Raw genomic sequence first — 26,276 nt, forward strand, 5'->3', positions numbered from 1 at the left:
TGCGGGCTCGCCCGTTTGGTAGTCTCGGCTCCGCGCCGCCTTAGCTCAGCTGGTAGAGCACCGCTCTTGTAAAGCGAAGGTCGTCGGTTCGAACCCGACAGGCGGCTCCGACACGAGAAGACCCCTGACCTGCGGCGACGCTGGCAGGGGTCTTCTTCGCACGACGTCGACCGTTCCCGCCGCACCCTGAAGGAGCACACGATGGCTACGACCGCACTCATCGTCGTCGACGTCCAGAACGACTTCTGCGAGGGCGGCACGCTCGCCGTCGCGGGCGGCAACCAGGTCGCGGCCGACGTCGCCGAGCTGCTCCGCACGAGCCGCTACGACCTCGTCGTCACGACCCAGGACTGGCACGTCGACCCGGGCTCCCACTGGTCGACCGAGCCCGACTATCGCGACACGTGGCCCCGGCACTGCGAGGCAGGCACCCCGGGGGCTGAGCTGCACCCTGCTCTCGCCGCCGCCGTCGCCGAGCTCCCGACCGCGCCGGTCGCCGTCCGCAAGGGCATGTACGAGGCGGCCTACTCCGGCTTCGAGGGCACCACGGCGACCGGCCGGTCTCTCGCCGACGTGCTCAGTGAGGCAGGCGTGACCGACGTCGACGTGGTGGGTCTCGCGTTCGACCACTGCGTGCGGGCGACAGCGATCGACGCGGTCGACGCGGGCGTTCGTAGCCGCGTCCTGACGAACCTGACGGCTGCTGTCGCGCCCGAGACCGCCGCGCTCGCCCGCGACGAGCTCACGGACAAGCACGTCGAGCTCGTCTGACGACACGATGCTGGCAGGCAGGTCGACGCCCGTCCAGGCCAGTACCGTGTCGGTGCAGCCGCCTCAGGCGGGGCCCGTCTCCTCGATCAGCCGCAGCGCCGCGCTCACGCGCGGGTTCCGCTCGGGCGAGGCGTCGATGCCGAGCGTCGAGTAGATCGCGTTGACGTGGTTCTGCACCGACTTCTCCGCGATGCCCAGCTCGTGAGCGATGCCGCCGTTCGAGTAGCCGGCCGCGAGCAGGCGGAGCACCCCGTACTGGCGGTCGGTCAGCTGGGCCACCCGTGACCCCGCACGGGGCTTCATCCGGTTGAGCAGGGCGGGGTCGAGCGTGGACCCTCCCGCGGCCGCGATGTGGATGGCCCGCAGCAGTGCGGCCGAGTCGTTCGTCGACGTCTTGGACAGGTAGCTCCAGCCACCGGCGATGTCCCGCGGCAGGTCGAGCATGAGGTCCATCGCGTCCTGCGCGCTGAGCAGCACGACCTTGATGTTCGGGTCGGCGCGGCACAGGACCACGCCGAGACCGATGCCGTTGCCGTCGGGGAGGTCGACGTCGAGCAGCACGACGTCCGTCGAGCCCGGCGTGATGCGGGCGCGAGCCTCGGTGACCGTCGCTGTCGAGCACGTCAGATCGAGGGCGTCGTCGTCCCCCAAGATCTTCTCGAGCATGCTGCGGAACAGGGTGTGGTCCTCGACCACAGCCACGCGAATCCGTGCGTCATCACTCGTCATCTTCCTAGTATTGCCGAAGATCGGCGCAATACTGGGTGGATGGACAGCACGCGCGGACTCGCGGCTTGGATCCGGCAGTCTGACGAACGCCAGGACAAGTGGGCGCTCACCGCCTCGACGTTCGCGATACTCGCGCTCTTCTTCGTCGTCGGCGGGTTCTACGTCGCCACCGTCGGGGGGCTCGCGGACCCGAGGACGCTCGTGGGAGCGAGCGTGCGCGCGCTCGCCAACCTCGTCGTCTCGCTGTTCTTCTGCGGCCTCCTGTGGTTCAGCGGCGTCGTCAGGTTGCGGGCGTCGTGGCGCTCCGCAAGCCGGGTGATGACAGCGGCCGCTATCGCCGCCTTCGTGCGCAACTGGGCGTTCGTCGTGACGGGCGTCGTCGACGAGCACAGCGGGCAGCTCCACGTAGCCGAGCTCGTCGCCGGGGTCGCCTTCTTCACGACGTCCGCCCTGCTCGGGCTGCGCTACATGGTCTCGCAGCACCGGCTCAGACTCGAGGAGCGTCGGCGCGCCCACGAGAACCTGCAGCGCGAGCTCGCCCTGCGCGCACTCGAGAAGGAGGAGATCAAGGTCCGCCGGTCGATCGCCGAGGGGCTGCACGGGAGCCTCCAGCAGCGGCTCGTCATCCTCGCGGTGCGGCTCGACCAGCTCATCGAAGCAGCGGCGGAGCACGACGCCCCACCCGGGGTCGTGCAGCAGCTCGCAGAGATGCGCGCCGACCTCGACCGCACCCGCGAGGACGACGTGCGCGCCATGAGCCGCATGCTCTACCCCGAGGGGCTCGAGATCGGCGTGGTCGCCGCCGTCCGCATGCTCCTGCGCCGGCTGCCGACGGGTATCGCGACGCACCTCGAGGTCGGGGAGGCGCTGCGCGAGATCGACGAGTCCGGCAACTCGATGATCAGCGAGTCGGACCGGCTGCTCGTCGTGCGCATCGTCGAAGAAGGTGTCACCAACGCGCTGCGGCACGGGCACGCCACCCAGTTCCACCTTGAGCTCGACGTCGTCGACGGGGCGGTGCTCGTGCACCTGTCCAACAGCGGCGACACGGTCGACAAGGCGCGCCTCGGTCAAGGACCCGTGCTCGCACGCCTCCGCGAGCGCCTCGAGCTCGTGGGGGGGACGGTCGTCCTGACGGACGACCTGCACCGGCCGGGAGCCGACCTGACGCGCACCGAGAGGCTGCACGTCCACCTGCGTGGCGTCGTCCCGCTCGACCTCGAAGGGCACGACCGCCTCACGGCGCTCGAGGCGATCGACGTCCTCGAGGGCTGGACCGTGCGCGGCTTCCTCGACCCGGCACGGCGCGACGCCGTCCCGACGCCGACGAGCCCGAGCGAGCCGGCCGCGGAGGCGCCGGAGGTCACGCGGGCCGACGACGCCCGGGAACCGCTCGCATAGTCCGGGCGCTGCCGCTAGTCCTGGGAGCGGCGCACGGCACCGGGCACGGGCTGCTTCGCGACCCGGGAGTCTCCCGACGACTGGTGGCGCACCCGCCGCTGGACCCACGGGTACGCGTGCTCGCGGACCCACTGCGCGTTCTGCCGCACGCGGTCCGCCCACGCCGCGGCGTCGGGCGGCGGGAGCGGCGTGTCCCACTCGGGGTCGTCAGGGACGAGACCGAGCGCCTCGAGCGCGCCCTGCGCCATGCGCCGGTGGCCCTCGGGGGTCAGGTGGATGCGGTCCTCCGACCACATCCGCCAGTCCTTGAGGAACCGCATGCCCCACAGGTCGAGGACGTACGCGTCGTGCCGGCGGGCGATCGACCAGATGTGCGAGTTGAAGATCGCGGTCTTCGAGCGGGTGAGCTTGATGACGGGAGACTCGGCGGTGTCGACGCCTGTCGAGATCAGGACGTCGGCGCCGGTCTCCCGGATGCGCGCGACCGTCGACTCGAGGCGGTCGGCGAGGAGGTCGACGTCGGACCCAGGCCGCAGCACGTCGTTGCCACCGCCGATCACCGAGACGAGGTCAGGCTCGGACCGCAGCGCGGCTGGGACCTGCTCGGTGAGGATCGGCCGCAGGAGCCGGCCGCGCACGGCGAGGTTCGCGTACTCGAGGTCGCCGCCGCGGCGAGCGTCGAGGATCTCCGCGAGCCGGTCGGCCCAGCCGCGGCAGCGGTCCTCGTCGCCGGGGGTCGGGTCCCACAGGCCTTCGGTGAAGGAGTCGCCGACGGCGACGTAGCGCCGCCAGCGCGGGGTCGGGGCGCTCTCGTGGGCGGGGACAGGCCGGGCGGAGTCTGCAGCGGTCACAGGAGAGTCTCTCTCTGCTCGTGGGCGAGGGTCCAGTCGACCGGTGCGCTGCCTGCAGCCCGCAGGTGTGCGTCGACGGCGCTGAAGGGGTGCGACCCGAAGAACCCGCGGCGTGCGGAGAGGGGGCTCGGGTGCGCGCTCGTGAGGACGGGGTGCGGTGCGAGACGCGGGGCGAGGCGTGCGGCGTCGGCGCCCCACAGCACGCCGACGAGCGGGGCGGGCCGCGCGGCGAGCGCGTCGACCGCGACCTCGGTGACCTCTTCCCAGCCGTGGCCGCGGTGCGAGCCGGCCTCGCCGGCGCGCACCGTGAGCACGCGGTTGAGCAGGAGGACGCCCTGGTCCGCCCAGGCTGACAGGTCGCCGTCGGGCGGGGGCAGCAGCCCGACGTCGTCGTGCAGCTCCGTGAGGACGTTGCGGAGCGATCGTGGCAGGGGGCGCACGTGGCGGTCGACGGAGAACGCGAGGCCGTGCGCGTGGCCCGGGGTGGGGTAGGGGTCCTGCCCGACGACGAGGACGCGCACGTCGTCGAACGGACGGCGGAACGCCCGCATGATGTCGGCGCGCGGGGGCAGGACCTGGTGGCCCGCGCGTTCCTCGGCGACGAGGAACGCGGCGACGCGGTCGAGCGCGTCCGTGGCCGGTGCGAGCGCGCGGGCCCAGCCGGGGTCGACGTCGTCGAGCAGGTGTGCCGCGGTGAGGTGTGCCACGGTTTGTGATGCTACGGCGCCCACGGGGGAGGGGGCGAGGGGAGCGGGCGAAGTCCGGACCAGCATGAATGACACGCGTGTCATTCGCGCCTACGATTGGACGTACGCATGCCGGAGACCAGGGAGGGGCGCGTGATGAACGACGAGCACGAGACGCACGAGGCGGCGGCGCCGCCAGCGTCCGGCATGTCGGACCGCGACCACAAGATCCTCGCCTTCGAGCGGCAGTGGTGGAAGTACGCGGGCGCCAAGGAGCAGGCCGTCAAGGAGCTGTTCGACATGTCCGCGACGCGCTACTACCAGGTGCTCAACGCGATCATCGACACCCCCGAGGCGCTCGCCTCCGACCCGATGCTCGTCAAGCGCCTGCGCCGTATGCGCGCGAGCCGCCAGAGGGCGCGCACCGCGCGTCGGCTGGGCATGGAGGCCTGATCTTCCGCCGACGGCGGTAACCTGTCCACCGTGACCGACTACCCGTACCCTGCCGACGAGTTCGACGAGGCGCCGGCTGGCGGCCAGTCCGCAGGCATCCACCGAGCGCCCGTCTCGCGCTGGAGCCGTGTCTGGCCCTTCCTCGCTGTCGTGCTGATCTTTGCGGCGCTCGCCACAGGTCTGTACGTGTGGTTCACGAGCCAGTCCCCGTCGACGCCCGCCCCCGCGCCGACCGTCACGGCGCAGGAGACGACTCCTGAGGAGCCCACGACGACCGAGGAACCCGCGACCACCGAGGAACCGACGACTCCCGACGAGACGACGACGGACGACGCGACCACGGACGACGCGACCACCGATGACGCGGCAGGCGACGACGAACCTGCCCAGGAGCCTGACCGCACGATCACGGTGCGCGTGCTCAACGCGACCCGCACGCAGGGCCTCGCCGCCGGGGCGGTCGCCGACGTCAAGGCGCTCGGCTACACGGACGTCTCGGGCGACAACTACCGCGGCGCCGCCGTCAGCTCCTCGCAGGTCTGGTACAAGGGCGCCGAGAACGCCGCAGCGGCGAAGGAGATCGCCGACAAGCTCGGGATCGCCTCCGTCGACGAGGTCAGCTCTCTCGTCGGGCACCTGTCGGTCATCCTCGCCAGCGACTTCGCATCCTGAACCCTCCTTCCCACGGGCTTTTCCAGCCCCTAGGCTGCGAACATGCCGTGCGACCGCACGGTTCGTAGGTGCCGGGCCGCGGCTCGGCAGCAGCATCTGCAAGGAGCATCCATGGCCCAGGGCACGGTCAAGTGGTTCAACGCTGAGAAGGGCTTCGGGTTCATCACGCCCGAGACCGGTGGACAGGACCTCTTCGTCCACTTCTCCGCCATCCAGACCGACGGTTACCGCACGCTCGACGAGGGACAGGCAGTCGAGTTCGAGGTCGGCCAGGGAACCAAGGGCCCGCAGGCCGAGCAGGTCCGCCCCCTCTGACATCCCCGCAGGTCGTCGTCCCGGCGCTGCAGCCGGGACGACGACGTGTGCGAGCATGAGCGCGTGAGCATCCTGAGCAGCGCCGCCGTCCTCGTCGAAGGGCCCGGCCGGTCCTCAGCCACCTACGGCCGCTGGCACGGCCCCGACGTCCCCGTCGTGTGGGGATCGGTCACGAAGCTCTTCCTCGCTGGAGCGGTGCGCGAGCTCGTCGACCGCGGCGGGCTCACCTGGGACACGCGAGTGTCGACGATGCTCGCCGCCGTGACGCCCGCCGACGTCACCGTCCCTCCCATCACCGTCCGTCAGCTCGTCGAGCACACGTCCGGCCTGCCGCGGCTCCTGCCCGAGCAGATGAAGCTGGTGCAGGACCCGTACGGTCCGTACGACGACGCCCGCTTCGACGCCGAGATCCTCGGCCGGCTGGGCGACCTCCGCAACGAGTCGCTCGCCGACGGCGCGCCCCAGTACTCCAATCTCGGCTACGCGCTCCTCGCGCGCGCCGTGACCGTCGCGACCGGCAAGCCGTGGATCGACACGGTGCGCGAGCTCGTCGTCGTCCCCGCCGGCGTCGACCCCGCCGAGGTGTTCGTCGCGAGCGGCGACGCCCCGCGGCCGCGCGCGCAGGCGCGCACCCTCCGTGGGAAGGCACAGCGCGACTGGAACCCCGCGTCCGGCCCGTTTGGCGGAGCGAGCGGCCTGTGGGCCAGCGCGACCGTCATGCTCGAGCTGCTGCGCAGCGCCCTCGTCGAGGGCTCGCCGCTCGACCCGCGCCGCACCCCGAACGCGTGGGAGGGCAGCGCGCCCCGGCACACCGTGCACGGCGCCATCATGCGCCAGGGCGGATACGTCCTCGTCGACACCGACGAGCAGCTCGTCGCGGTCGGTCATGTCGTCGGCGGCACCCCCGGCCGCGGGTCGGAGCGCGCCGAGAAGCTCGTCCGAGCCGCGCTCAAGCGGCGCTAGATGGTGCGGTCGCGCTAGTCCTCGAGCGCGGCGAGGGCGAGCAGGACGTTCGACGCCGACCACGCGAGCGGTGCGACCGCGGCAGGCGACCCGTCGGCGAGGACCTTCTCCGGTATCGCGCCGGACGCCGTCCGGTGATCGTCGATCCAGTCGAGCCAGTGCTCAGCGGCGGTGCGGTCCCCCTGGGCGGCGGCAGCCAGCGCGTAGAGCGACGTCTGCGGCGTCCACGAGATGCCGTCCGTCTTCCACGACCCGCCCGGGGCGAGCCCGCCGGCCGGGCGGAGCATCTCCGCGACCGACGCCCGCCACGCCTCGACCGCGCCGTCGAGCGGCTCGTCGACGAACGGCGGCAGCACGAACGCCGTCGCCGCGTCCCGCGCCCCGCCAGTGACGTGGCGCGGGTACCCGCGAGAGCCGAACTCCCGCTCGATCGCCGCACGCAGCCGCGCCGCGCCGTCGGCGGTCCGCGCTACGAGGTCCCTCTCACCCAGGACGCTGTACGCGTCCGACGCCGCCTCGAGCCCCGCGAGCAGCGGCGCGGCTGTGCCGAGCGTGAGGTGCTTCTCCTTGACCTCCCAGTAGTCCGGGGACGCGGGCGGCAGAGCCGAGCGGTTCGCCACGAGCTCGAGCGTGCGCTCTGTCGACCGGTCGAGGAGGGGACGCAGGGTCGCGGCGGTCGAGCGCGCCGAGTCCTCGTCGAGCGTGTCGAGCACCTGCCCGATCGCCCACAGCGCCCAGCCCGTCCCGTCCGCCTGCGGCGCGCGGTCGTCAGGCGGGCCCGCGCCGTCGAGCGTGTACCGCGCCTCGAACGAGCCGTCCGCACCCTGCACCTGCTCGAGGTGCACGAGAACGCGCACGGCCTCCTCGAGGTGCCCCGTCCGGGCGAAGGCGACCGCCGCGAACGAGTTGTCGCGAGGCCACGAGTAGCCCCACCGGGGGTGCACGGCCGCGACCATCGCGCCGTCGTCGGCGAGCATCGCGCGCAGGTCCGACAGAGCCGCCGCCGCCATCGGCTCGAACCGCGTCCCCGCGCCCGGCACGGTGCCCGCCGCGAGCCACGACGACTCCTGCGCCGCAAGCTCGATGAGCGCCTCCTGCTCCGCGGGCGTCGCCGACCCCGCGGGCGCCGGGACGCGCGTCGCCCCGAGATAGGCCTGGGCCGCACCCGGGGCGAGCGTCGCGACCCCCGCGGGCGTCACGACGAGGCCGTCCATGTAGAGGTCGATGTGCGCGTTGTCCGTCGGTGCCACGTTGGCGCCCCACACGACCGCGAGCAAGGAGAGCGCGGCGAGGGCCGCGCCGACGCGCGTGCGCCTGTGAGGCCTCGTCATGGCGACGACCCTAACGGCTCCCGGCGGAGGTATCGACACCGCCCCCGTGACCCGGCGCACGCGGGCGGCGCCGCGTGCGTGGTGTGATGGACGCGATCCGAGGAACGCCGGGAGGAGCGAGGATGCGAGACGTCGTCGTCGTGGGCTCCGGCCCGAACGGGCTCGCCGCCGCAGTGACGCTCGCACGCGCAGGCCTCGACGTCCTCGTCCTCGAGGCCCAGGCGACCGTCGGCGGAGGCGCCCGCACCGCGCCGCTCGGCCGCAACGTCGTCCTGCGCCCCGGCGCGGACGCGGACGCCGTCGCCGAGCTGCCGCACGACCTCTGCTCGGCCGTGCACCCGCTCGCCTTGGCCTCGCCCTTCTTCCAGGACCTCGACCTCGCCGCGCACGGCGTCCGCCTCGTCTCGCCCGAGGCGTCCTACGCGCACCCGCTCGCGGCGGGCCCGCGCGGCCGGGCCGCTGTCGGCTACCGCGACCTCGGCCGCACGCTCGAGCACCTGCACGAGCTCGGCGGCGCCCCGGCCGCACGGGCGTGGGCGCGGACGTTCCGCCCGCTCGTCGACCAGCACGACGTCGTCGCGCGGCTGCTGCTCGACGACCGCCGTCGTGCGCTCCGGGCGGGCGGCGCCGCCAGGTCGAGCCTCGCCGCGGCAGCGGCCGTCGCGCGCGGGATCGCCGCGCCGCCGCGCTCGGGCGTCGCGGGCGCGCTGTTCGCGGGCGTCGCCGTGCACGCCATGGCGCCGCTCGCCTCCGCCGCTGCCGCAGGCACCGGCACGCTCCTCGGAACGCTGGGGCACGCGCGCGGCTGGCCCGTACCACTCGGTGGCTCCCAGGCGATCACCGACGCCCTTCTCGCTGACCTCGAGGCCCACGGCGGGACGGTCGTGACGGGCGTGCGGGTGCGCACGCGCCGCGACCTGCCACCCGCACGCGACTACGTGCTCGACACGAACGTGCCGACCGCGCTCGCGGTCCTCGGCGACGACCTGCCCGTGCACGTCCGTGCCACCCTGCGCGGTTTCCGCGGCGGCCCCGCGGCCGCGACGGTCGCGCTGGTCCTCGACGGCCCGGTCCCGTGGGCCGACGACGCCGTCGGGCACGCGGGGACCGTGCACCTCGGCGGGAGCGCCGCGGAGATCAGCGCCGCGCAGGCCGACGTGAGGGCCGGCCGGCACGCTGCGCGCCCGGTCGTGCTGCTCGGCGACCCGACCGTCGCCGACCCAGGCCGGGAGCGGGGTGGGCTGCGCGTCGTGTGGGCGTACGCGCACGTGCCCGCAGGCTCGGACCGCGACGTCACCGAGGACGTCCTCGCGCACGTCGACCGGTACGCACCCGGAGTGCGTGACCGCGTCGTCGCGACACGTTGCGTGCCTGCCGCGCGCCTGTCCGCGCACGACGAGAACCTGCACGACGGCGACATCGCCTCGGGTGCGATCACGACGTGGCAGATGATCGCGCGGCCGCGCCTCGCACGGGACCCGCACCACCTCGGAGACGTCGGAGGCGGCACCCGCGCGTACCTCGCGTCCGCCGCGACGCCGCCCGGGCCCGGTGTGCACGGCATGGGCGGGTTCCTCGCAGCGCAGAGCCTCCTGCGGCGCAGAGGCGTCGGCACGGTCCTGGGCAGTGCTCGGACGTGATCTCGCCTGCGGCGAAATCTTGAGCCGGGGCGGCTCAGCCGTCTTGCACTCACCGGTCGCGAGTGCCAATAATGGCGTTAGCACTCGGCTCGATCGAGTGACAAAGACTCCACCGGGCGGGCACGCCCGCCCACCACCCTGGGTCGACCGGTGAGGCTCGAGCTCGGCGGCGTGACATGAACGCCGTCCGACCGAGCCGTCCGTCGCGGGCGCCGACCGACCTTCCCAGCGCCACAAGCGGAGGATCACACCCCCATGGCAAAGCTCATTGCCTTCAACGAGGAGGCCCGTCGCGGCATGGAGCGCGGACTCAACGTCCTCGCCGACACCGTGAAGGTCACCCTTGGCCCGAAGGGCCGCAACGTCGTCCTGGACAAGAAGTGGGGCGCCCCCACGATCACGAACGACGGTGTCTCGATCGCCAAGGAGATCGAGCTCGAGGAGCCGTTCGAGAAGATCGGCGCCGAGCTCGTCAAGGAGGTCGCCAAGAAGACCGACGACGTCGCTGGTGACGGCACCACGACCGCCACGGTCCTCGCCCAGGCGCTCGTCCGCGAGGGCCTGCGCAACGTCGCCGCCGGCTCCAACCCGATCGCGCTCAAGCGCGGCATTGAGAAGGCCGTCGACGCGGTCACCGCCGAGCTCATCTCCGCCGCCAAGGAGATCGAGACGAAGGAAGAGATCGCGGCCACCGCTGCCATCTCCGCCGGCGACCCGGCGATCGGCGAGCTCATCGCCGAGGCGCTCGACAAGGTCGGCAAGGAAGGCGTCATCACCGTCGAGGAGTCGAACACGTTCGGCCTCGAGCTCGAGCTCACCGAGGGCATGCGCTTCGACAAGGGCTTCCTCGCCCGCTACTTCGAGACCGACCCCGAGCGCCAGGAAGCGGTCCTCGAGGACCCGTACGTCTTGATCGTCGAGTCGAAGATCTCGAACGTCAAGGACCTGCTGCCGCTGCTCGACCAGGTCATGAAGGCCGGCCGCTCGCTCCTCATCATCGCCGAGGACGTCGAGGGCGAGGCTCTTGCGACCCTCGTGCTCAACAAGATCCGCGGCACCTTCAAGTCCGTCGCCGTCAAGGCCCCGGGCTTCGGCGACCGCCGCAAGGCGATCCTCCAGGACATCGCGATCCTCACGGGTGGCCAGGTCATCTCCGAGACCGTAGGCCTCAAGCTCGAGACCGCCACGCTCGACCTCCTCGGCACGGCCCGCAAGGTCGTCGTCACGAAGGACGAGACCACGATCGTCGAGGGTGCCGGCGACGCCGACCAGATCGCCGGTCGCGTGAACCAGATCCGCTCCGAGATCGAGAAGTCGGACTCCGACTACGACCGCGAGAAGCTCCAGGAGCGCCTCGCCAAGCTCGCGGGTGGCGTCGCCGTCATCAAGGCGGGCGCGGCCACCGAGGTCGAGCTCAAGGAGCGCAAGCACCGCATCGAGGACGCTGTCCGCAACGCGAAGGCTGCCGTCGAGGAGGGCATCGTCGCCGGTGGTGGCGTCGCGCTCATCCAGGCCGGCAAGCTCGCGTTCGAGTCCGAGGCGATCACCGCTCTCGAGGGTGACGAGGCCACGGGTGCGCAGATCGTCCGCGCCGCCATCGACGCTCCGCTCAAGCAGATCGCGATCAACGCCGGCCTCGAGGGTGGCGTCGTCGCGGAGAAGGTCCGCAACCTCCCGTCGGGTCAGGGCCTCAACGCCGCGACCGGCGTCTACGAGGACCTGCTCGCCGCTGGTGTGAACGACCCGGTCAAGGTCACCCGTTCTGCCCTGCAGAACGCGGCCTCGATCGCGGCCCTCTTCCTCACCACGGAGGCCGTCGTCGCCGACAAGCCCGAGAAGGCTCCGGCCATGCCGGGCGGCGACGAGATGGGCGGCATGGGCTTCTGAGCCTGACTGACCACCGCACGCAGCACTGACACGAACCCCCTGGCCCGACGGGCCAGGGGGTTCGTGCATGCCTGGGTAGGGCGACGCGCCTGCCCTCAGCGGGCGAAGAGGCCCTGCGCCGCGGACTCCGCCTCCTCGTACGTCGTCGCCGCGCTCGACAGCGCGGTGGCGATCGACGTCAGGGCAGAGCGCACACTCGCCTGGGCGGTCAACCACTCCGAGTACGCGGAGTCGAACGCCGTCGACGCCGTCCCGCGCCACGACGCCTTCAGCTCGGTCAGGTGCGTCGTCATCGCCGCCGTCTCGGTCTCGATCGACGTGCTGGTCGTCTGGACCTTCGTCGACGCTGTCGCGATCTGCGTGTAGTCGACCTGGAAGCTCGTCATGGGTTCCTCCTTGTCGCCGCGTCCGCGGCGTGCTCGCACAGCACCCCGGTGGCGCCGCGTGCCGACGACGCTAGGCAGGCGACGGGAGCGGCACGACGCTCGGCGGCAGCACGTGCGAGGCCGTCCGCTGGCGACGAGGCTGTGGGCAGGGCAGTCCAGGTGGCCGCAGCAGACGCGGGCGCGACGACCGAGGGCCCGGCAGGGGAGCGGGCCCGGGACGAGGTCTAGAAGTCGTCCTCGTCGATGTCGACCTCCGACCAGCCGCGGACCGGGCCCGGTTCGCCGACCGTCGGAGGTGACGCCGGGGTCGCCGTCCGGATCGCTGCAGGGCCGGGGCGGAGCGGGGACGCCGTCGTGCTCGGACCGAGATCGCCCGCGCGCGCAGCGCCGGGGGACGCCCCGCCCCGCATCGCACCGGACGGACCTGCGTCAGGCGCCGCAGCCTGAGCGGGTGATGCTGGAGGGAGCGACGCCGCGAGGTGACCGTCGTCCCCGGCCCCGGTCGGCGCGGGACGCGCCGGCACCGCGGTGCCGTCCGTGCCGGTGACGCCCGTACCGGTGCTCTCAGCGACGAGCCGGAGCACGTCGTCCGTGCAGAGCAGGGCCGCGCCGTCGGCGTTGAGCTTCGCGAGCTCCTTCTTCAGCCGCATGAGCTCCGCCGCGACGTTCTGGCGAGCCGCGTCCTCCCACGCCGCGCCGAGCGGGCTCGAGAACAACGACGGGCGGCTGAGCAGCTTCGAGAGGATCGCGATACGTGCGCGGACGTAGTCCTCGGCGGGGATGTGCGCGTACTCCGCGCGGACGTCCTCGAGGTACGCCTTGTAGCGCTGCGGCTCCTGCGCGAGCATCCCCAGGTCTGCGTCGCACAGCACCGCGCAGTCGAAGTCTGCCGGGTCTGGGGCGTGCCGCAGCAGCGCCGTCACGAGCTGAGCGACGCGGTGCGCGCAGCGGTCTGGGACACCGAGAGCCGCGAGCTGCTCGTGCGCGAGCACCGCGCTCGCCGTCTCGTTCTCCCCGCCGCGCTCCGCGTACGCCGCCTTGCTCTCGGCGTCGAAGATCGCCCCGTGGTACCAGGCCGCGAGCCTCACGAGAGACGGTTCGTGCGTCTCCTCCGCGAGCTCGTCGACACGGCTGAGGACGTCGCACAGGTGGCGCAGGTCGTGGAAACGACGCCGCGGGTCCATCCAGCGAGCCAGCAACGCCTCGCCGGTCTCCCGGACGTCGTCCGGCGCAGCCGTCGCGCCTGCCTCTGCGCACGCGCGCATCCACGAGGACAGGAGCCACTGCGGTGCGTCGGTATAGGAGACGCTCATCGCTCAGCCTTCTGTGCAACCACCGGGGCGCAGGCCCCGTCGCGGTCCGCATGACCGCCGACCGACCAGGCTACTACCGCCCGGCCGAGTTGGCACGGTCGTCTGCGAGGGGCAGCGACAGGCGCAGCGTCGCACCTCCGCCAGGCGTCTCACGGACCTCGACCTCGCCGTCGTGCACCGTGACGATGTCGCGGACGATCGCCATGCCCAGGCCCGACCCTCCGGACGACGAGTTGCGCGACGGGTCCACCCGGTGGAACCGCTCGAAGACCAGGTCACGGTGCTCGGCCGGGATGCCCGGACCGTGGTCGCGGACCTCGGCGACCGCGCGTCCGCCCACGACGCCGACCGCAACCTCGACAGCCGACCCCTCAGGCGTGTGCTTGACGACGTTGCCCATGAGGTTGGTGAAGACCTGACGGATCCGAGCCGGGTCAGCCATGACCGTCACAGGCGGAGGGGGCACCGCAGGAGAGCCGTCGACCGTCGGGGGAACCCCGACGTCCGAGCCGTCGGGGGCGAGGGCGACCGACGCCGTCGGCCGCGTCGGGTCCATCGCGTGCAGGTCAGAGAGCGCGCCGCTCGCAACCTCCCGCAGGTCGAGCGCCTCGAGCGTCACCGGTCGCCCCTCGTCGAGCCGCGCGAGAGAGAGAAGATCCTCGACGAGCGCCCCCATCTGGACGGCCGACGACTCGATGCGAGCCATCGACTCCCTCGTGTGCTCCGGGGTCGTCACCGCACCCATCCGGTACAGCTCGGCATAGCCGCGGATCGACACGAGCGGCGTGCGCAGCTCGTGGCTCGCATCCGACACGAACCGGCGCATGCGCGCCTCCGACGCGACCTGTGCGTCGAACGACTCCTCGATCTTGCCGAGCATGACGTTGAGGCTGCTCGCGACCGCCCCCACCTCGGTGTTCGGCGGCATCGGCGGGATGCGCTGGCTCATGTCACCGTCGGCGATCGTGCGAGCGGTGTGCTCGATCGTCCGCAACGGGCGCAGCGACCGACGCACAGCGAGGTAGCCGAGCGTCGCGCCGAGCAGCGCGATGCCCACGCACGTGAGCGTCAGGATCTTCCAGAGCTGCGCCGTCGTCGCGTGGATGTCCGCGAGCGGCAGCGCGACGATCAGCACGGCGTCCTGCACCGCGAACGCCGAGCGGAGCTGGACGTCGCGAGCCACGACCCGCCACTCCGAGTACGCCTCGCGCTCACCCGACGACGTCGTCGCGCCCGGCACCGTGAACGGCACACCTTGCGTGGGCGCAGACGCCGGCTCGAGGGTGGGGATGCGCGGAGCGCCCCGCGACATCGTCGTGCCAGAGCTGACGGTGCGTCGCGTGCCGTCCTCGAGCTGGAGGAGGACAACGTAGTCGGACGGCAACGAGGGGTTCGAGCTCAGTGACGCGAGGTCCTGGACCTCGAGGATCGACTCCGCGGACGCGACCAGCTGGCGGTCGCGCTCGTCGAGCAGGTACTGCTTGAGCATCGTCGTCGCTGCGACCGTCGAGATCGTCAGGCCGACGACGAGGACGACAGCCGTGATGAGCGTCATCCTGCTGCGCAACGGCACGTGGTGCAGCCGGCCGCGCAAGAACTCCGGGAACTGCAGGAACCGTCGGCGCCGCGACGGCGTCGGCTCGGGCGGTGTCGGCTCAGACGGTGCCGACTCAGACGGTGCCGTCGCGGGTGGCTCGGCTGCTGAGGGCGGTGGCGGCGGGGGCGGGGCGGGGGCGGTCATGCGGGCTCAGCTGCCCGGCAGCTCGCGCAACAGGTAGCCCACGCCGCGCTTCGTCTGGATGAGCGGGCTGGGCTTGACGCCGTCGACCGGGGCGTCGATCTTCCGGCGCAGGTAGGAGATGTACGACTCGACGATGTTCGCGTCGCCCGCCCAGTCGTACTGCCAGACGTGGTCGAGGATCTGCGCCTTGGAGAGCACCCGGTTGGGGTTGAGCATGAGGTAGCGCAGCAGCTTGAACTCGGTCGGGGAGAGGTCGATCAGCCGACCGGCGCGGCGCACCTCGTGCGTGTCGTCGTCGAGCTCGAGGTCCGCGAAGCGCAGGACCGCGTCGCCGTCCGCCGCGTCGTCGCCGCGCGTGCGGCGCAGCACCGCGCGGATCCGCGCGATGACCTCCTCGAGGGAGAACGGCTTCGTGACGTAGTCGTCGCCCCCGACCGTGAGCCCCGTGATCTTGTCCTGCGTGTCGTCGCGCGCCGTGAGGAACAGGACCGGCATCGTCTGGCCTTTCTCCCGCATCCGCGTCGTGACGGTGAAGCCGTCCATGTCGGGGAGCATGACGTCGAGCAGCACGAGGTCCGGGAGCACCTCACGGGCGAGCCGCAGCGCGCTCGCGCCGTCGGCAGCCGTATGGATCTCGAACCCTGCGAACCTCAAGGAGGTCGCGAGGAGCTCACGGATGTTCGGCTCGTCGTCGACGACGAGAAGTCGCGCCTCGGTCGTGGTCATGCCACCAGCATGCTCCGTGTTTCTGAGAACTGCCTGAACCAGTGCTGAGTCGGCGGTGGGCGCGGCCCGCACCCGCCCGCCCCCGGAGGCTCCTCCGGTTCCTCTGTACCTCCGGTCCCCCTGGTCCCCCTGGTCCCCCTGGTCCCCCCGGTCCCCCCCGGTCCCCCCAGCCGAGAATGCGCATGATCTGCAGCAGATCGCAGCAGTTTGTGCGCATTCATCGGGGACGGGGACGGGGACGGGGACGGGGACGGCCTGGTGTCCCGGGCGTCCGCGCGCTGGAGGTCGTCCACAGGCAGTCGTCGGGACGTCCGTCATCGACAGAGCGTGCCGCGCCACCCGCCCGGCCGTTCGCTGCGGCACGGTGCGGAGATGACTCAGCTGTCCCCTCGGTGGGTACCCCCCGACGCACGCGGCGGCGTCTTCACGGCCGCGCAAGCTCTGGCGGGCGGCGCCAGCGCCGGGGTGGTCCGCTACCGGCTGGGCGCGGGCATGTGGGCCCGTGTGGTCGGAAGGGGGATCCGACTGGCCGACGACCCGCCGCATCGCCGCACCGACGCGTACGCGCGTGGCTGACCTGGCCGAGCGCCGTGCTCTGCCGCGAGTCGGCGTTGCGGTTTCACCTGCCGCGGCTCCCGGCGGAGCTGCGCGAGCGACCCGTGCACGTCTGGGTGTCACGCCCGATGCGCGAGGTCGGAGGCCTTGTACCGCACCGGTTCCGGCTTCCGGTGGACGACGTCGTGGACCGGGACGGAGGGCGTGTCACCACAGTCGAGCGCGCCGCTGTCGACACGCTCGCCGGGCTCGGCGCACACGACGCCAGACGTCTGATCGCGTGGTTGTTCACCCGGAACGTCCTCTCGAGGGAGCACCTGCTCGCTCGGCTCGAGACGCACCCGAAGATGTGGGGCAACGTGCAGCTTCGGCGACTCGCGGAGCTGACCCGGGGCGGGGCGCTGAGTCCGGCGGAACAGATGCTCCATGAGATCTTGCGAGCCGCGGGGCTCACCGGGTGGCAACCCAACATGGCGGTCTTCGACGCGATGGGCGTGATCGGGTCGGTCGACGTGCTGTTCGACGCGGCGCGCGTCGCCATCGAGGTCGACGGGCGTGCGTATCACGGCGTCGACCGGTTCCAGTCCGATCGTGAGCGGGACAACCGGCTCGTCGGTGCCGGCTACGTCGTCCTCCACTTCACCTGGGAGGACCTGCACAGTCGGTCCGATTATGTGATCCACCAGGTCCGCGCGGCCCTCAGCAGGAGCAAGAATGCGCAGTATCCGTTGTGATCAGCAACAGATACTGCGCATTCTCGGGAGCTCGGGAGCTCGGGATCCGGAACCCTGGGACCCGGGATCCTGGGGTCAGAGGTAGCGCAGCGGGTCGAACTCCTCGATCGGGATGATGCGCACGCGCGGGAGGAGCGTGTTGAACGCGTTGACGTCACCCTCGAGGTCGAAGAACTCGAGCCCGCGCTCGGCGAGCTCCGCCATGTGCGAGTTGACGAACTCGCGGAAGCACAGCAACGCCACGCGGCGCGTGCCGTCGAGCAGCGCGTCCACCTGCGGGATGAAGTCGCCGTCGTGGCTCGCGAGGATGACGTCCGCGTCGCGGGGGACGAGTGCCTCGAGGGTGCGCTGGATACCCATGTCGACGACCTTGAGGCCCGGACCGCCCGCGAGGGGGATCGGCCGGTAGCTCATCGCGAGCAGCGCCTGCACGAACGGCATCGGCATCTGGCCCGAGGTGGCGTTGAGGAAGAACAGTCCCTGGACCGGCTGGTCCCACACGCTCGCCGCGAAGTCGCTGATCCGGTCCCAGCGCGGCCGCTCGTCCGGGGTGGGCCGATGGCCCAGGACGTTGACGCCGAGAGTGGCGTCGATGTTCTCACCGTCGACGATGAGATAGGTCTTGCGTGGGGCCGAGCTCAGATCCGACATGCTCCGATCCTAGTGGCCCTGGGCGTGCCGTCGGGCGGGCTGTGAGCGGGCGGTTTGCGCCGCAGAGCGCCGCCGCCTAGCGTCGCTCCCATGCCTGAAAGCCCTTCCACACAGGTGCGCCCGACGATCACGGTCGTCCAGAGCTGCGCGGACTCACCCCTCGGGGCGCTCGCCGCGCCGCTCGAGGAGCGCGCGCACGTGCGGATCGTGCGTCCGTTCGACGGCGACGCGATCCCGGACGCCCACGCGTGCGGCGCGGGTCTCGTCGTGCTCGGCGGGTCGACAGACGTGCTCGACGACGCGAACGCACCGTGGCTCCCGGCCATCCGCGCGCTGCTCGCCGACGCCGTCGCCACGGACCTGCCCACGCTCGCGACAGGCCTCGGCGCCCAGCTGCTCACGGTCGCGTGCGGCGGCCGGGTCGCGCTCGACGCCCCGCCGGGGCTCGAGGCCGGCATCATCGAGGTCGCCTGGCGTCCTGAGGCCGCCGACGACCCGATGTTCGGCGAGCTCGCCCGCCGTGCCGGGGTCGACGACGGCGCGGGACCCGTCCGGCGCGGCGAGCCTACGCTCGTCGCGACGATGCACTCCGACGCGATCGTCGAGCTGCCTGCCGGCGCCACCTGGCTCGCGTCGTCGGCCATGTACCCGTTCCACGCATTCCGTCTCGGGGCTGCTGTCGCCGTGCAGTTCCGGCCCGAGGCTGACGCCGACCTCCTCGCGTCCTGGGCCCGTGCGGCGGGCCTCGACGCGACCGCGATCGAGATGGACGCGATCGCCCAAGCTGAGCGTCTGAGCGACCTGACGTGCACGATCACCCGAACGTTCGTGGAACACGCCCCCGGAGTGTCGTCCGGGATGTCCACTGTTGTGTGACACTTCTTCCGTTGCCTGCGGCGGCTGGCCCCCGACAGCCCGCCCGGTACGGCCGTGGCCCCGACGCGTCTGAAAGACGTATCGGGGCCACGTTGCTCTGCGGGGCGCTTGCTCAGCCCTGCTCGGGCGCCTCGATCTGAGCGGCCTGGATCCCGCCGATCGCACCGCGGTTCTTGAGGGCTGCGAGACGCGCCTCGATCTCGATCTGACCGGCGTCGGCCTCGAGCTCGGCGAACTGCGAGTCGAGCGACGACGCCGCGAGCTCTGCGTGCCCCTGCGCGAGCGCCTCCTCGCGCCGCACCTTCTCCTCGAACCGCGAGAGCTCGCTCGTCGGGTCGAGCACGTTGATCGAGGAGATCGCGCCCTGGACGGCGTTCTGCGCTTGCGCCGACTTCTGGCGGGCGACGAGCTGGTCGCGACGGCTCTTGAGGTCGACGAGCTTGTCCTTCATGAGCGCGAGACCGCTCTTGAGCTTCTCGACCGTGTCGTTCTGCGCGGCGATCATCGGCTGAGCCTGCCTCGCCTCGGTCTCGGAGGCGATCTGCTTGGACAGCGCGACCTTGGCGAGGTTGTCGAACTTGTCGGCCTCGACCGTGTTGCCCTGCGCGCGGAACTGGTCGGCGCGGCTCGAGGCGGCGAGCGCCTTGGTGCCCCAGTCGGCGGCTGCGGCGACGTCCTCCTGGTAGTCCTTCTCGGCGAGACGCAGGTTGCCGATCGTCTGCGCGACGGCCTGCTCGGCCTCGGCGATGTTGTTCGTGTAGTCGCGGATGAGCTGGTCGATCATCTTCTGGGGGTCCTCGGCCTTGTCGAGGAGCGCGTTGATGTTGGCCTTCGCCAGCTGGGTGACGCGTCCGAAGATGCTCTGCTTCTCAGCCATGGTGTCGCCTTCCTGATACGGGATGCTGCCGGTCTGTGCCTGATTGGTCTGTGGGGCCGGGGCCCGGGTGGATGCTCGCGCGCGTCGTCAGAAGCGGCCGCCGCCTCCGCTGAAGCCGCCGCCACCGCCGCCCCCGAAGCCGCCGCCCCCGAAGCCGCCGCCCCCGAAGCCGCCGCCGCGGTGCCCACCCCCGAGGATCTCGCCGAGGATGATGCCGCCCAGGAGGAGGCCGGCGTTGTTGTTGCCACCGCCTCCGAACGGGGTGTTCTGGTTGTTCTGCCAGCGGTCGACGTCCTGACGGGCCATCGTCTGTGCTTGCGTCGCGAGCTGCTGGGCGAGCTGCGCGGCCGCGAGGGCCTGCACCGGGTCCGAGGGGCGCAGCTGGTGTGCGTTGCCCAGGTGGCGGATCGCCTCGGAGAGCCGCGTGCGAGCCTCCGGCCCGACGGCGCCGCGTCGCGTCTCGATGAACTGGTTCGTCGCGCGGATCTGCGAGTCGACCTGCCCGAAGAGCGAGTCCAAGAGGGCATCGGCGCGACGGCGCTGCTCGTCCGCCTCCCGGTAGGTGGCCAGGACCTCGTCGATCTGCGCCTCGGCGTGGGTGAGCTCGGCGAGCGCGGCGAGCGGGTCGCCGCCAGACTGCGCGGAACGTCCCAGCGCCACGGCGTCGCGTGCACGCTCGACGGCCGAGCCCACCGCGGCGTCCTCCGGGGCGAGACGTGCGGCGTCGTCGAGGTCGGAGCTGATCGACGCGAGGGCCGCCTGGAGGCGCGGGCCAGCGCTCGCAAGGTCGTCGCCAGCCTGATCGACGGCGTCGAGCAGGGCGGCGGCCTGGCCGATCGCCTGCTGCGCGCTGCGGGCGCGGACGACCGCCGTGGGCCGGTCGTCGCGAGCGAGGTCGCCGCGGGCGTTCGTGACGGACTCGGCAGCGCCAGCAAGGAGCGCCTCGACCTGGGCCGGGTTGGTGCTGATCGAGGCGAGCGCTGTGGCGGGGTAGCGGCGACCGAGCTCGTCGAGCGCCGCACGTGCGGTCGTCAGCCGTGCCCGGACCTCGTCGCGCCGCTGGTCGAGCTCGTCGAGGAGCTGCGGTGCGCGCGCCTGCATGTCGCGCAGCTCCTCGAACTCCGCCGTCTGCGCGTCGAGCGTCGTGGCGACCGTGCCGCAGAGGTTGATGATGTCGACGAGCATCGTGCGCTTGACGTTCTCGGGCTCCGGGATCTCGTCGTCGAGCTGCTGCTGGATCGCGAACGCACGCTGCGCCGTCGTGCGAGCCTCGGCGAGCGCCGCGGAGAACTTGTCGGTCGCCTGGAGCCCGAACTGCGCCTGTGCGAAAGCGAGCTCCTGCTCGGACGTCTTGACGGCGTCGTCCACCTGGACCAGTGCCGCGCCTGCGCGGCGCGCGAGCTCCTCCGTCGGCAGCGCCTCGAGGCCCTCGACCCGCGGGGCGGACTTCTTGGACCGCACGACTGCCCAGACGACGATCCCGACCAGCGCGAGCACGAAGAGGAACACGACGACGCCGAGGAAGCCGCCGGAGCTGGAGCCGTTGACGGCGTCCGCGGTGGCCTCGGCGAAAGCGACCGCGGCGCCCGACCAGTCATCGTCACCGAGCGGGCCGGCCACGGCCTTCTGGATCGCCGAGACGTCGGACTGGTCGAGCGGACCGTCGTTGGCGCGGCCCACGCCGTAGCTGCGTTCCTCGACCGCGACCGCGAAGACGGCGTTCTGCGCGCCCATGTTGGACTCGCTCATGGTCGCGGCGGCCCACTCCTTGCCACTGCGCCCGTCGAACTCGTCCGTGAAGACGACGAACGCCACGATGTCCGCCTCCTCGGCGAGCGTGTCGAGCGCTTCCTCGATCTTCGCCTCGTCGGCCACCGAGAGGACGTCCGCATTGTCCGTGACGCGATCCTGCAGGTTGACGGGCGGCTCGGCGGGGATTGCCGTAGCAGTTGCAGCCGGTAGTCCGAGGAGCATCGTCAGGAGGGCGAGCAGCCCGGCGGTGGTCGCCGCCGCCAGCCGGCGCGAACGGCCGTGCCGCGCAGGCGCAGAGATGCGGCCGGTCCGCGAGGGCGCGGCGTGGTGGGAGCCTGGAGTCGTCGTCGTCACCCCTCGATCATCGGGGTCGAGCGCGCAGGACGCAAAGAAAACGCAAAGCCACGGTGCACGCTCAGAGCGAAACCGCTCGCCGCCACGGTCACACGCGCGGCGTCAGTGCACGTCAGCGATGCGAAGGCTCGGTGGCCGACGACGGCGTCAGGACCGCAGCGATCGCCTCGACCGCAGGCGTGAGCTCCGCCCAGGAACGTGCGTAGAGGGCGTCGTCCCCGCGGTACGGGTCGATCACGTCATCCTCGGCTGCCCGCTCGGCGGGAAGGACCGCGCCAGGCGCCGTCCGGCTGGCCTGCGCACGCGCGATCAGCTCGACGACGCGTTCCGCAGGGTCGGCGGGCAGGCCCCCGAGGTCGGCGAGAGCGAGGAGCCGCGCGAGCTCGCGCAGCGTGAACGTGCGCCGCAACGCCGCCGGCTCGAGCCGCACGACCGCCGAGCGGTGCTTCCGCGTGAGCGCGAGCACGAGCGAGGCGTCACGGACCAGCTCACGGGTCAGCTGTTGGGCGACGAAGCCCCGCGTCGCGATCCCTGCTCCGTCGAGGAGGGTGGCCATCGGGGGGCTCACCGGCGCCCCGACGACCGCACCGACACCAGCGCTCGCCACGTCGACGTGCACCCCCAGACGGTCACGGAGCAGCAGCTCGACGGCGGGGGAGCGACAGATGTTGCCCGTGCACACGGCGAGAACGCCGGCGCGGCCCGGGCCGGAGGTGGACATGTCCATAGTCTGTCTCACGTGACGGCAGGTCCGGCGGCGCAGGCAGCCCGGCTCAGGCGCCGAGCACCGCCGCTGCGAAGCCGTCCGACGCGCACGCCGCCGCCCAGCGCTCACGCCAGTCGCCGATGGGCGTGACGCCGACGCGCTCGAGCTCGTCGTGGCCGAGCACGGAGTACGACGGTCGCGGCGCAGGGCGCACGAACGCGTCCGACGTCGTGCGGCCGACGATCGCCGGGTCCAGACCGGCCGACCCGACAGCAGCCTGAGCGAAGTCGAACCAGGAAGCGACGCCGCCGGACGTCGCGTGGAACGTCCCGCCAGGCACGTCCGCTGCGACGAGCCGCCAGACGAGGTCCGCGACGTCGCCCGTCCATGTCGGTTGGCCGACCTGGTCGGTCACGACGCTCACGGCGCCGCGCTCGCGGGCGACCTTCACGATCGTGCGCGGGAAGCTGCCGCCGCCCGCCCCGTACAGCCACGCGGTGCGCAGCACGAGGTGCCGCCCCGCGGGGTCCTCGGCGCGCACCGCCCACTCGCCGGCTGCCTTCGTCCGTCCGTACGCCGAGCGTGGGGCGATCGGGGCGTCGGCGGCGTACGGCGTCGTCGCCTCGCCGTCGAACACGTAGTCGGTCGAGATCTGCACGAGGCGCGCTCCTGCCGCGGTCGCTGCCCGGGCGAGGTTGGCGGGGCCGACGGCGTTCGCCCCGAACGCGGCGCCCTCCTGCGTCTCGGCGTCGTCCACCGCGGTCCACGCCGCGCAGTTCACGACGACGTCGAAGCCCTCGACGGCTGACGTGCACGCGGCGGCGTCGGTGATGTCCAGGTCAGCCTGCGTGCTCACCGAGACGTCCTGGTCTGCGGCGCGCAGCCTCGCGACGACGTCCTGCCCGAGCATGCCCGCTCCACCCACGACCAACCAGCGCACGTTCCACCTCTGTCCTCGATGATGATTGCGACCATTGTGCCCCGCGGTGCGGAGCGCGCCCAGCGGGCGGCGGCGGGGCGGCCGATAGGGTTGCCCGGTACCGCCCAGCCGGCGCAGTGCCGGCCGACGACCGAGGAGAGACCCCGATGGAGTACCGCGAGCTGAGCATCCCTGGCGCGTGGGAGATCACGCCGAAGCAGTTCGGCGATCCGCGCGGCGTGTTCCTCGAGTGGTTCAAGGACGCGCCGTTCGCGCAGGCGACCGGGCACTCGCTCGACCTCCGGCAGGCCAACATGTCGGTGTCCGCGGCAGGTGTGCTGCGCGGTATCCACTTTGCGGACGTCCCGCCCGGGCAGGCCAAGTACGTGACGTGCCCGAAGGGTGCGGTGCTCGACGTCGTCGTCGACATCCGTGTCGGGTCGCCGACGTTCGGGCAGTGGGACAGCGTGCTGCTCGACGACACCGACCGTCGCGCGATCTACCTCTCGGAGGGTCTGGGGCACGCGTTCCTCTCGCTCGAGGACGACTCGACCGTGGTGTACCTCTGCTCGACCGGGTACAACCCGGGCCACGAGCACGGCATCCACCCGCTCGACCCGGAGGTCGGCATCGACTGGCCGACGGTCGCGCGGGACGGCTCACCACTGACCTACCAGCTCTCGGACAAGGACACGGCGGCGCCGAGCCTGGCCGAGGCCCGGGAGTCGGGTCTCCTGCCGACCGCCGAGGCGGTCGCGGCGTTCCTCGGAGGACTGCGCTCGCGCAGCTGACGTCGGCAGGACCACGTCCTCGTCTGCCTCTACCCTTGGACCGTGGATACCCCTGTCAGCACGATCGAACGAACCCGAGAGACGCGAGAACGGCGGATCCACCCGACCAGCTTTCGCCCTGACATCCAGGCGCTGCGCGCCGTAGCCGTCGGTGGCGTGCTCCTCTACCACCTGTGGCCCAACCGCCTCACCGGCGGCTACGTCGGCGTCGACGTGTTCTTCGTGATCAGCGGGTTCCTGATCGCGGAGCACCTCGTGCGGGAGATCGAGCAGACGGGAAGCGTCCGGCTCGGCGCGTTCTGGGCCCGCCGCGCCAAGCGGCTCCTGCCGGCCGCGCTCCTGACGATCGTGGTGACTGCCGGGGCGACCCTGCTGTGGGCGCCGCGCGCACTCTGGGAGCAGTTCTACGGTGAGATGATCGCTGCCACGCTCTACGTGCAGAACTGGAAGCTCGCCGGGGACGCTGTCGACTACCTCGCCGCTGACAACTCGCCCTCACCCGTCCAGCACTACTGGACGCTCTCGGCGGAAGAGCAGTTCTATGTCGCCCTGCCGATCATCCTTCTGCTCGCCCTCCTCGTCTCGCGACGCATGCGCACCGAGTTTCATCGCACCGCGGTGACCTTCGTCACCGTCGTGCTGGTGTCCTCGCTCGTGTGGTGCGTGGTGCAGACCGGCTCAGCGCCCGGGACGGCCTACTTCTCGACGCTGACGCGAGCGTGGGAGTTCCTCGCCGGCGTGCTCCTCGCGCTGCTCGCGTCGCGGTTCCGGCCGCGCGGCCAGACTGCGACCGTCGGTGCCGCCGCTGGGCTGCTCCTCGTCCTGGCCGCGTTCGTCGCGTTCGACGACCAGACCACGTTCCCCGGGGCGATCGTCGCCGTGCCCGTGGTCGGGTCGCTCCTGATGATCGCTTTCGGCAGGACGACGTTCCTCGAGCGCGCCGGGGCGTTCGCACCGGTCGCGCACGTCGGGCGCGTCTCCTTCTCCATCTACCTGTGGCACTTCCCGCTGATCGTGCTGCTGCCCCACGTCACGGGGCACCCGCTGACGACCGTGGACAAGATCGGCATCGCGCTCGCGTCGCTCGCGCTCGCGACCGTGTCGACGCTGTGGATCGAGGACAAGGTGCGCTTCTCGCCACGCCTGCTCGGGACGCGTCGACCCGCCACCGTCGGGATCGTGTCCCTCGCGATGATGTCCCTCGCGCTGGTCTCGACGGCGTTGCCCCTGCAGGCGGCGCGAGAGACGTCGGCACGGCAGGCCGAGCTCGCCGCCGAGCTGCTCGCCGACCTCCCCGAGTGCTTCGGCGCGGCCACCATGGTCGAGGGCTCGGACTGTGCCGAGCTCGTGCACAGCGACGCGTACGTGAGCTCGTCGTCGCTCGCGGGCAAGGACGCGAACCGTGCCGAGTGCTGGACGACCGGCGGTGAGATGACCTTGCGGTCCTGCACGCTCGGGCCGCAGACCGGCTACACGAAGCACCTGATCGCCGTCGGCGACTCGCACAACAACGCGCTGATCGACACCTACGAGGCGATCGCGTTCCAGAAGGGATGGAGGATCGACGTCGCGGGGCGGCGCGGCTGCTACTGGACCGACGCCCACCCGGTCCACCCGTCGGACGCGATCCGCGAGGAGTGCGCCTTCTGGCGAGGCGAGCTGGCCCGGCTGATCGACAGCCTGGGACCGATCGACGGGATCGTGACCACGCACGCACGCTCGAACGGGCGGGTCGTCGCCGAGGCGGGGCGGACCTTCGAGCAGACCGTCGTCGAGGCGCAGGTGAGCGCGTGGGGACGCCGGGCGCACCCCAAGGTCCCGATCATCGCGCTCGTCGACAACCCGCACCTCCCGAAGCGCGCGATCGACTGCGTGACGTCCGGAACGCCGTCGCCGGCGACGGCATGCGCGGTGCCGCGGAAGAAGGCGCTCGCCGACACCGACGGGCTTGCCGAGGCCGCGGCCATCGACCCGAACGCCCGCACGGTCGACCTGACGGACCTGTTCTGCACCGCGACAGTCTGCTCGCCCGTGATCGGCGGGGCGCTCGTCTACTCCGACGGCAACCACCTGACGGACACGTACGCGCGCAGCCTCAGCCCCTATCTGGCGGAAGGCATCGAGCGCGCGCTGGCGGAGGGGTAGCGACGACGCCCCCCGCCGGGCGTGGAGCACCAGGCGGAGGGCGTCGTGATG

General features: G+C 72.0%; 25 protein-coding genes and 1 tRNA gene. 13 read left to right on the forward strand and 13 right to left on the reverse strand.

What is annotated here, in order from left to right; genetic code table 11:
• Positions 1-34: 34 nt before the first annotated feature.
• Positions 35-107 (forward strand) — tRNA-Thr (locus HF995_RS13105).
• 94 nt (positions 108-201) lie between these two features.
• Positions 202-771, forward strand: a complete 570-nt coding sequence (locus tag HF995_RS13110) for an isochorismatase family protein (protein ID WP_168448267.1) — start codon at positions 202-204, stop codon at positions 769-771.
• Between the two features lie 63 nt (positions 772-834).
• On the opposite strand, the gene HF995_RS13115 is transcribed toward HF995_RS13110, so the two are convergent.
• A complete protein-coding gene (locus HF995_RS13115; RefSeq protein WP_168448268.1) occupies positions 835-1,500 on the reverse strand; it encodes a response regulator in 666 nt (221 codons plus the stop codon).
• 39 nt (positions 1,501-1,539) lie between these two features.
• Here HF995_RS13115 and HF995_RS13120 point away from each other — a divergent pair, with 39 nt between their 5' ends.
• Positions 1,540-2,901 (forward strand): sensor histidine kinase, encoded by a 1,362-nt coding sequence (locus tag HF995_RS13120; protein ID WP_168448269.1) that lies wholly within the window; start codon positions 1,540-1,542, stop codon positions 2,899-2,901.
• A gap of 14 nt (positions 2,902-2,915) precedes the next feature.
• Here HF995_RS13120 and HF995_RS13125 read toward each other — a convergent pair whose 3' ends face one another.
• Positions 2,916-3,752: an SGNH/GDSL hydrolase family protein gene (locus HF995_RS13125; protein WP_168448270.1), complete on the reverse strand. Its 837-nt coding sequence runs from the start codon at positions 3,750-3,752 to the stop codon at positions 2,916-2,918.
• The gene (locus tag HF995_RS13130; RefSeq protein ID WP_168448304.1) at positions 3,749-4,525 is read right to left on the reverse strand and encodes a uracil-DNA glycosylase; all 777 of its coding nucleotides are present in this window, start codon (positions 4,523-4,525) and stop codon (positions 3,749-3,751) included. The genes HF995_RS13125 and HF995_RS13130 overlap by 4 nt, the downstream gene beginning before the upstream one ends.
• Positions 4,526-4,594: 69 nt before the next feature.
• Here HF995_RS13130 and napA point away from each other — a divergent pair, with 69 nt between their 5' ends.
• From napA to HF995_RS13150, 4 genes are all read left to right on the forward strand, one after another.
• Positions 4,595-4,891, forward strand: a complete 297-nt coding sequence (gene napA / locus HF995_RS13135; protein WP_210727505.1) for a nucleoid-associated protein NapA — start codon at positions 4,595-4,597, stop codon at positions 4,889-4,891.
• 30 nt (positions 4,892-4,921) lie between these two features.
• Entirely contained in the window at positions 4,922-5,563 is a 642-nt protein-coding gene (locus HF995_RS13140; protein WP_168448272.1) for a LytR C-terminal domain-containing protein, read from the forward strand.
• A 111-nt stretch (positions 5,564-5,674) separates the two neighbouring features.
• The gene (locus HF995_RS13145) at positions 5,675-5,878 is read left to right on the forward strand and encodes a cold-shock protein (RefSeq protein WP_098458421.1); all 204 of its coding nucleotides are present in this window, start codon (positions 5,675-5,677) and stop codon (positions 5,876-5,878) included.
• A gap of 63 nt (positions 5,879-5,941) precedes the next feature.
• The gene (locus tag HF995_RS13150; protein WP_168448273.1) at positions 5,942-6,841 is read left to right on the forward strand and encodes a serine hydrolase domain-containing protein; all 900 of its coding nucleotides are present in this window, start codon (positions 5,942-5,944) and stop codon (positions 6,839-6,841) included.
• Positions 6,842-6,855: 14 nt separating this feature from the next.
• On the opposite strand, the gene HF995_RS13155 is transcribed toward HF995_RS13150, so the two are convergent.
• Positions 6,856-8,172, reverse strand: a complete 1,317-nt coding sequence (locus HF995_RS13155; RefSeq protein WP_168448274.1) for a glycoside hydrolase family 15 protein — start codon at positions 8,170-8,172, stop codon at positions 6,856-6,858.
• A gap of 122 nt (positions 8,173-8,294) precedes the next feature.
• Between HF995_RS13155 and HF995_RS13160 the strand changes: the two genes are divergently transcribed.
• Both HF995_RS13160 and groL read left to right on the forward strand, forming a co-directional pair.
• Positions 8,295-9,812, forward strand: a complete 1,518-nt coding sequence (locus HF995_RS13160) for a phytoene desaturase family protein (protein WP_168448275.1) — start codon at positions 8,295-8,297, stop codon at positions 9,810-9,812.
• A 255-nt stretch (positions 9,813-10,067) separates the two neighbouring features.
• Complete coding sequence (gene groL, locus HF995_RS13165; RefSeq protein ID WP_168448276.1) at positions 10,068-11,699, forward strand: chaperonin GroEL; 1,632 nt, start codon at positions 10,068-10,070, stop codon at positions 11,697-11,699.
• Positions 11,700-11,794: 95 nt separating this feature from the next.
• On the opposite strand, the gene HF995_RS13170 is transcribed toward groL, so the two are convergent.
• From HF995_RS13170 to HF995_RS13185, 4 genes are all read right to left on the reverse strand, one after another.
• Positions 11,795-12,085 carry a WXG100 family type VII secretion target gene (locus HF995_RS13170; protein ID WP_168448277.1) on the reverse strand — a complete coding sequence of 97 codons (291 nt, stop codon included), beginning with the start codon at positions 12,083-12,085 and terminating at the stop codon, positions 11,795-11,797.
• Between the two features lie 224 nt (positions 12,086-12,309).
• Entirely contained in the window at positions 12,310-13,398 is a 1,089-nt protein-coding gene (locus tag HF995_RS14180) for an HD domain-containing protein (protein WP_350308911.1), read from the reverse strand.
• A 73-nt stretch (positions 13,399-13,471) separates the two neighbouring features.
• A complete protein-coding gene (locus tag HF995_RS13180) occupies positions 13,472-15,139 on the reverse strand; it encodes a sensor histidine kinase (protein ID WP_168448278.1) in 1,668 nt (555 codons plus the stop codon).
• Positions 15,140-15,145: 6 nt separating this feature from the next.
• Entirely contained in the window at positions 15,146-15,865 is a 720-nt protein-coding gene (locus HF995_RS13185; protein WP_168448279.1) for a response regulator transcription factor, read from the reverse strand.
• Positions 15,866-16,767: 902 nt separating this feature from the next.
• Here HF995_RS13185 and HF995_RS13190 point away from each other — a divergent pair.
• Positions 16,768-17,154 (forward strand): endonuclease domain-containing protein, encoded by a 387-nt coding sequence (locus tag HF995_RS13190; RefSeq protein ID WP_168448280.1) that lies wholly within the window; start codon positions 16,768-16,770, stop codon positions 17,152-17,154.
• A gap of 75 nt (positions 17,155-17,229) precedes the next feature.
• Here HF995_RS13190 and HF995_RS13195 read toward each other — a convergent pair whose 3' ends face one another.
• Complete coding sequence (locus tag HF995_RS13195) at positions 17,230-17,805, reverse strand: NYN domain-containing protein (RefSeq protein WP_168448281.1); 576 nt, start codon at positions 17,803-17,805, stop codon at positions 17,230-17,232.
• Positions 17,806-17,895: 90 nt separating this feature from the next.
• Here HF995_RS13195 and HF995_RS13200 point away from each other — a divergent pair, with 90 nt between their 5' ends.
• A complete protein-coding gene (locus tag HF995_RS13200; protein ID WP_168448282.1) occupies positions 17,896-18,681 on the forward strand; it encodes a type 1 glutamine amidotransferase in 786 nt (261 codons plus the stop codon).
• A gap of 112 nt (positions 18,682-18,793) precedes the next feature.
• Here HF995_RS13200 and HF995_RS13205 read toward each other — a convergent pair whose 3' ends face one another.
• The 4 genes from HF995_RS13205 to rfbD form a co-directional block, all read right to left on the reverse strand.
• Positions 18,794-19,558: a PspA/IM30 family protein gene (locus HF995_RS13205; RefSeq protein ID WP_168448283.1), complete on the reverse strand. Its 765-nt coding sequence runs from the start codon at positions 19,556-19,558 to the stop codon at positions 18,794-18,796.
• Between the two features lie 87 nt (positions 19,559-19,645).
• Positions 19,646-21,664 (reverse strand): TPM domain-containing protein, encoded by a 2,019-nt coding sequence (locus HF995_RS13210; protein WP_350308912.1) that lies wholly within the window; start codon positions 21,662-21,664, stop codon positions 19,646-19,648.
• 112 nt (positions 21,665-21,776) lie between these two features.
• The gene (locus tag HF995_RS13215) at positions 21,777-22,385 is read right to left on the reverse strand and encodes an arsenate reductase/protein-tyrosine-phosphatase family protein (RefSeq protein WP_210727499.1); all 609 of its coding nucleotides are present in this window, start codon (positions 22,383-22,385) and stop codon (positions 21,777-21,779) included.
• A 52-nt stretch (positions 22,386-22,437) separates the two neighbouring features.
• The gene (rfbD, locus tag HF995_RS13220; RefSeq protein WP_168448285.1) at positions 22,438-23,310 is read right to left on the reverse strand and encodes a dTDP-4-dehydrorhamnose reductase; all 873 of its coding nucleotides are present in this window, start codon (positions 23,308-23,310) and stop codon (positions 22,438-22,440) included.
• Between the two features lie 146 nt (positions 23,311-23,456).
• Between rfbD and HF995_RS13225 the strand changes: the two genes are divergently transcribed.
• Positions 23,457-24,080, forward strand: coding sequence for a dTDP-4-dehydrorhamnose 3,5-epimerase family protein (locus HF995_RS13225; protein WP_168448286.1), 624 nt, complete (start codon positions 23,457-23,459; stop codon positions 24,078-24,080).
• Positions 24,081-24,122: 42 nt separating this feature from the next.
• Positions 24,123-26,225, forward strand: coding sequence for an acyltransferase family protein (locus tag HF995_RS14185; protein ID WP_168448287.1), 2,103 nt, complete (start codon positions 24,123-24,125; stop codon positions 26,223-26,225).
• The last annotated feature ends 51 nt before the right edge of the window (positions 26,226-26,276 follow it).

It is taken from the genome of Sanguibacter hominis ATCC BAA-789 (assembly GCF_012396185.1).
In the GTDB taxonomy this organism is placed as follows: Bacteria; Actinomycetota; Actinomycetes; order Actinomycetales; family Cellulomonadaceae; genus Flavimobilis; species Flavimobilis hominis.

Excerpts from the sequence above, each read along its gene's own strand:
- HF995_RS13110 (WP_168448267.1), top strand. The coding sequence starts at position 202 with ATGGCTACGACCGCACTCATCGTCGTCGACGTCCAGAACGACTTCTGC.
- HF995_RS13115 (WP_168448268.1), bottom strand. The coding sequence starts at position 1,500 with ATGACGAGTGATGACGCACGGATTCGCGTGGCTGTGGTCGAGGACCAC.
- HF995_RS13120 (WP_168448269.1), top strand. The coding sequence starts at position 1,540 with ATGGACAGCACGCGCGGACTCGCGGCTTGGATCCGGCAGTCTGACGAA.
- HF995_RS13130 (WP_168448304.1), bottom strand. The coding sequence starts at position 4,525 with ATGCTGGTCCGGACTTCGCCCGCTCCCCTCGCCCCCTCCCCCGTGGGC.
- napA (WP_210727505.1), top strand. The coding sequence starts at position 4,595 with ATGAACGACGAGCACGAGACGCACGAGGCGGCGGCGCCGCCAGCGTCC.
- HF995_RS13145 (WP_098458421.1), top strand. The coding sequence starts at position 5,675 with ATGGCCCAGGGCACGGTCAAGTGGTTCAACGCTGAGAAGGGCTTCGGG.
- HF995_RS13155 (WP_168448274.1), bottom strand. The coding sequence starts at position 8,172 with ATGACGAGGCCTCACAGGCGCACGCGCGTCGGCGCGGCCCTCGCCGCG.
- HF995_RS13160 (WP_168448275.1), top strand. The coding sequence starts at position 8,295 with ATGCGAGACGTCGTCGTCGTGGGCTCCGGCCCGAACGGGCTCGCCGCC.
- groL (WP_168448276.1), top strand. The coding sequence starts at position 10,068 with ATGGCAAAGCTCATTGCCTTCAACGAGGAGGCCCGTCGCGGCATGGAG.
- HF995_RS13170 (WP_168448277.1), bottom strand. The coding sequence starts at position 12,085 with ATGACGAGCTTCCAGGTCGACTACACGCAGATCGCGACAGCGTCGACG.
- HF995_RS14180 (WP_350308911.1), bottom strand. The coding sequence starts at position 13,398 with ATGAGCGTCTCCTATACCGACGCACCGCAGTGGCTCCTGTCCTCGTGG.
- HF995_RS13180 (WP_168448278.1), bottom strand. The coding sequence starts at position 15,139 with ATGACCGCCCCCGCCCCGCCCCCGCCGCCACCGCCCTCAGCAGCCGAG.
- HF995_RS13185 (WP_168448279.1), bottom strand. The coding sequence starts at position 15,865 with ATGACCACGACCGAGGCGCGACTTCTCGTCGTCGACGACGAGCCGAAC.
- HF995_RS13190 (WP_168448280.1), top strand. The coding sequence starts at position 16,768 with ATGTGGGGCAACGTGCAGCTTCGGCGACTCGCGGAGCTGACCCGGGGC.
- HF995_RS13195 (WP_168448281.1), bottom strand. The coding sequence starts at position 17,805 with ATGTCGGATCTGAGCTCGGCCCCACGCAAGACCTATCTCATCGTCGAC.
- HF995_RS13200 (WP_168448282.1), top strand. The coding sequence starts at position 17,896 with ATGCCTGAAAGCCCTTCCACACAGGTGCGCCCGACGATCACGGTCGTC.
- HF995_RS13205 (WP_168448283.1), bottom strand. The coding sequence starts at position 19,558 with ATGGCTGAGAAGCAGAGCATCTTCGGACGCGTCACCCAGCTGGCGAAG.
- HF995_RS13215 (WP_210727499.1), bottom strand. The coding sequence starts at position 22,385 with ATGTCCACCTCCGGCCCGGGCCGCGCCGGCGTTCTCGCCGTGTGCACG.
- HF995_RS13225 (WP_168448286.1), top strand. The coding sequence starts at position 23,457 with ATGGAGTACCGCGAGCTGAGCATCCCTGGCGCGTGGGAGATCACGCCG.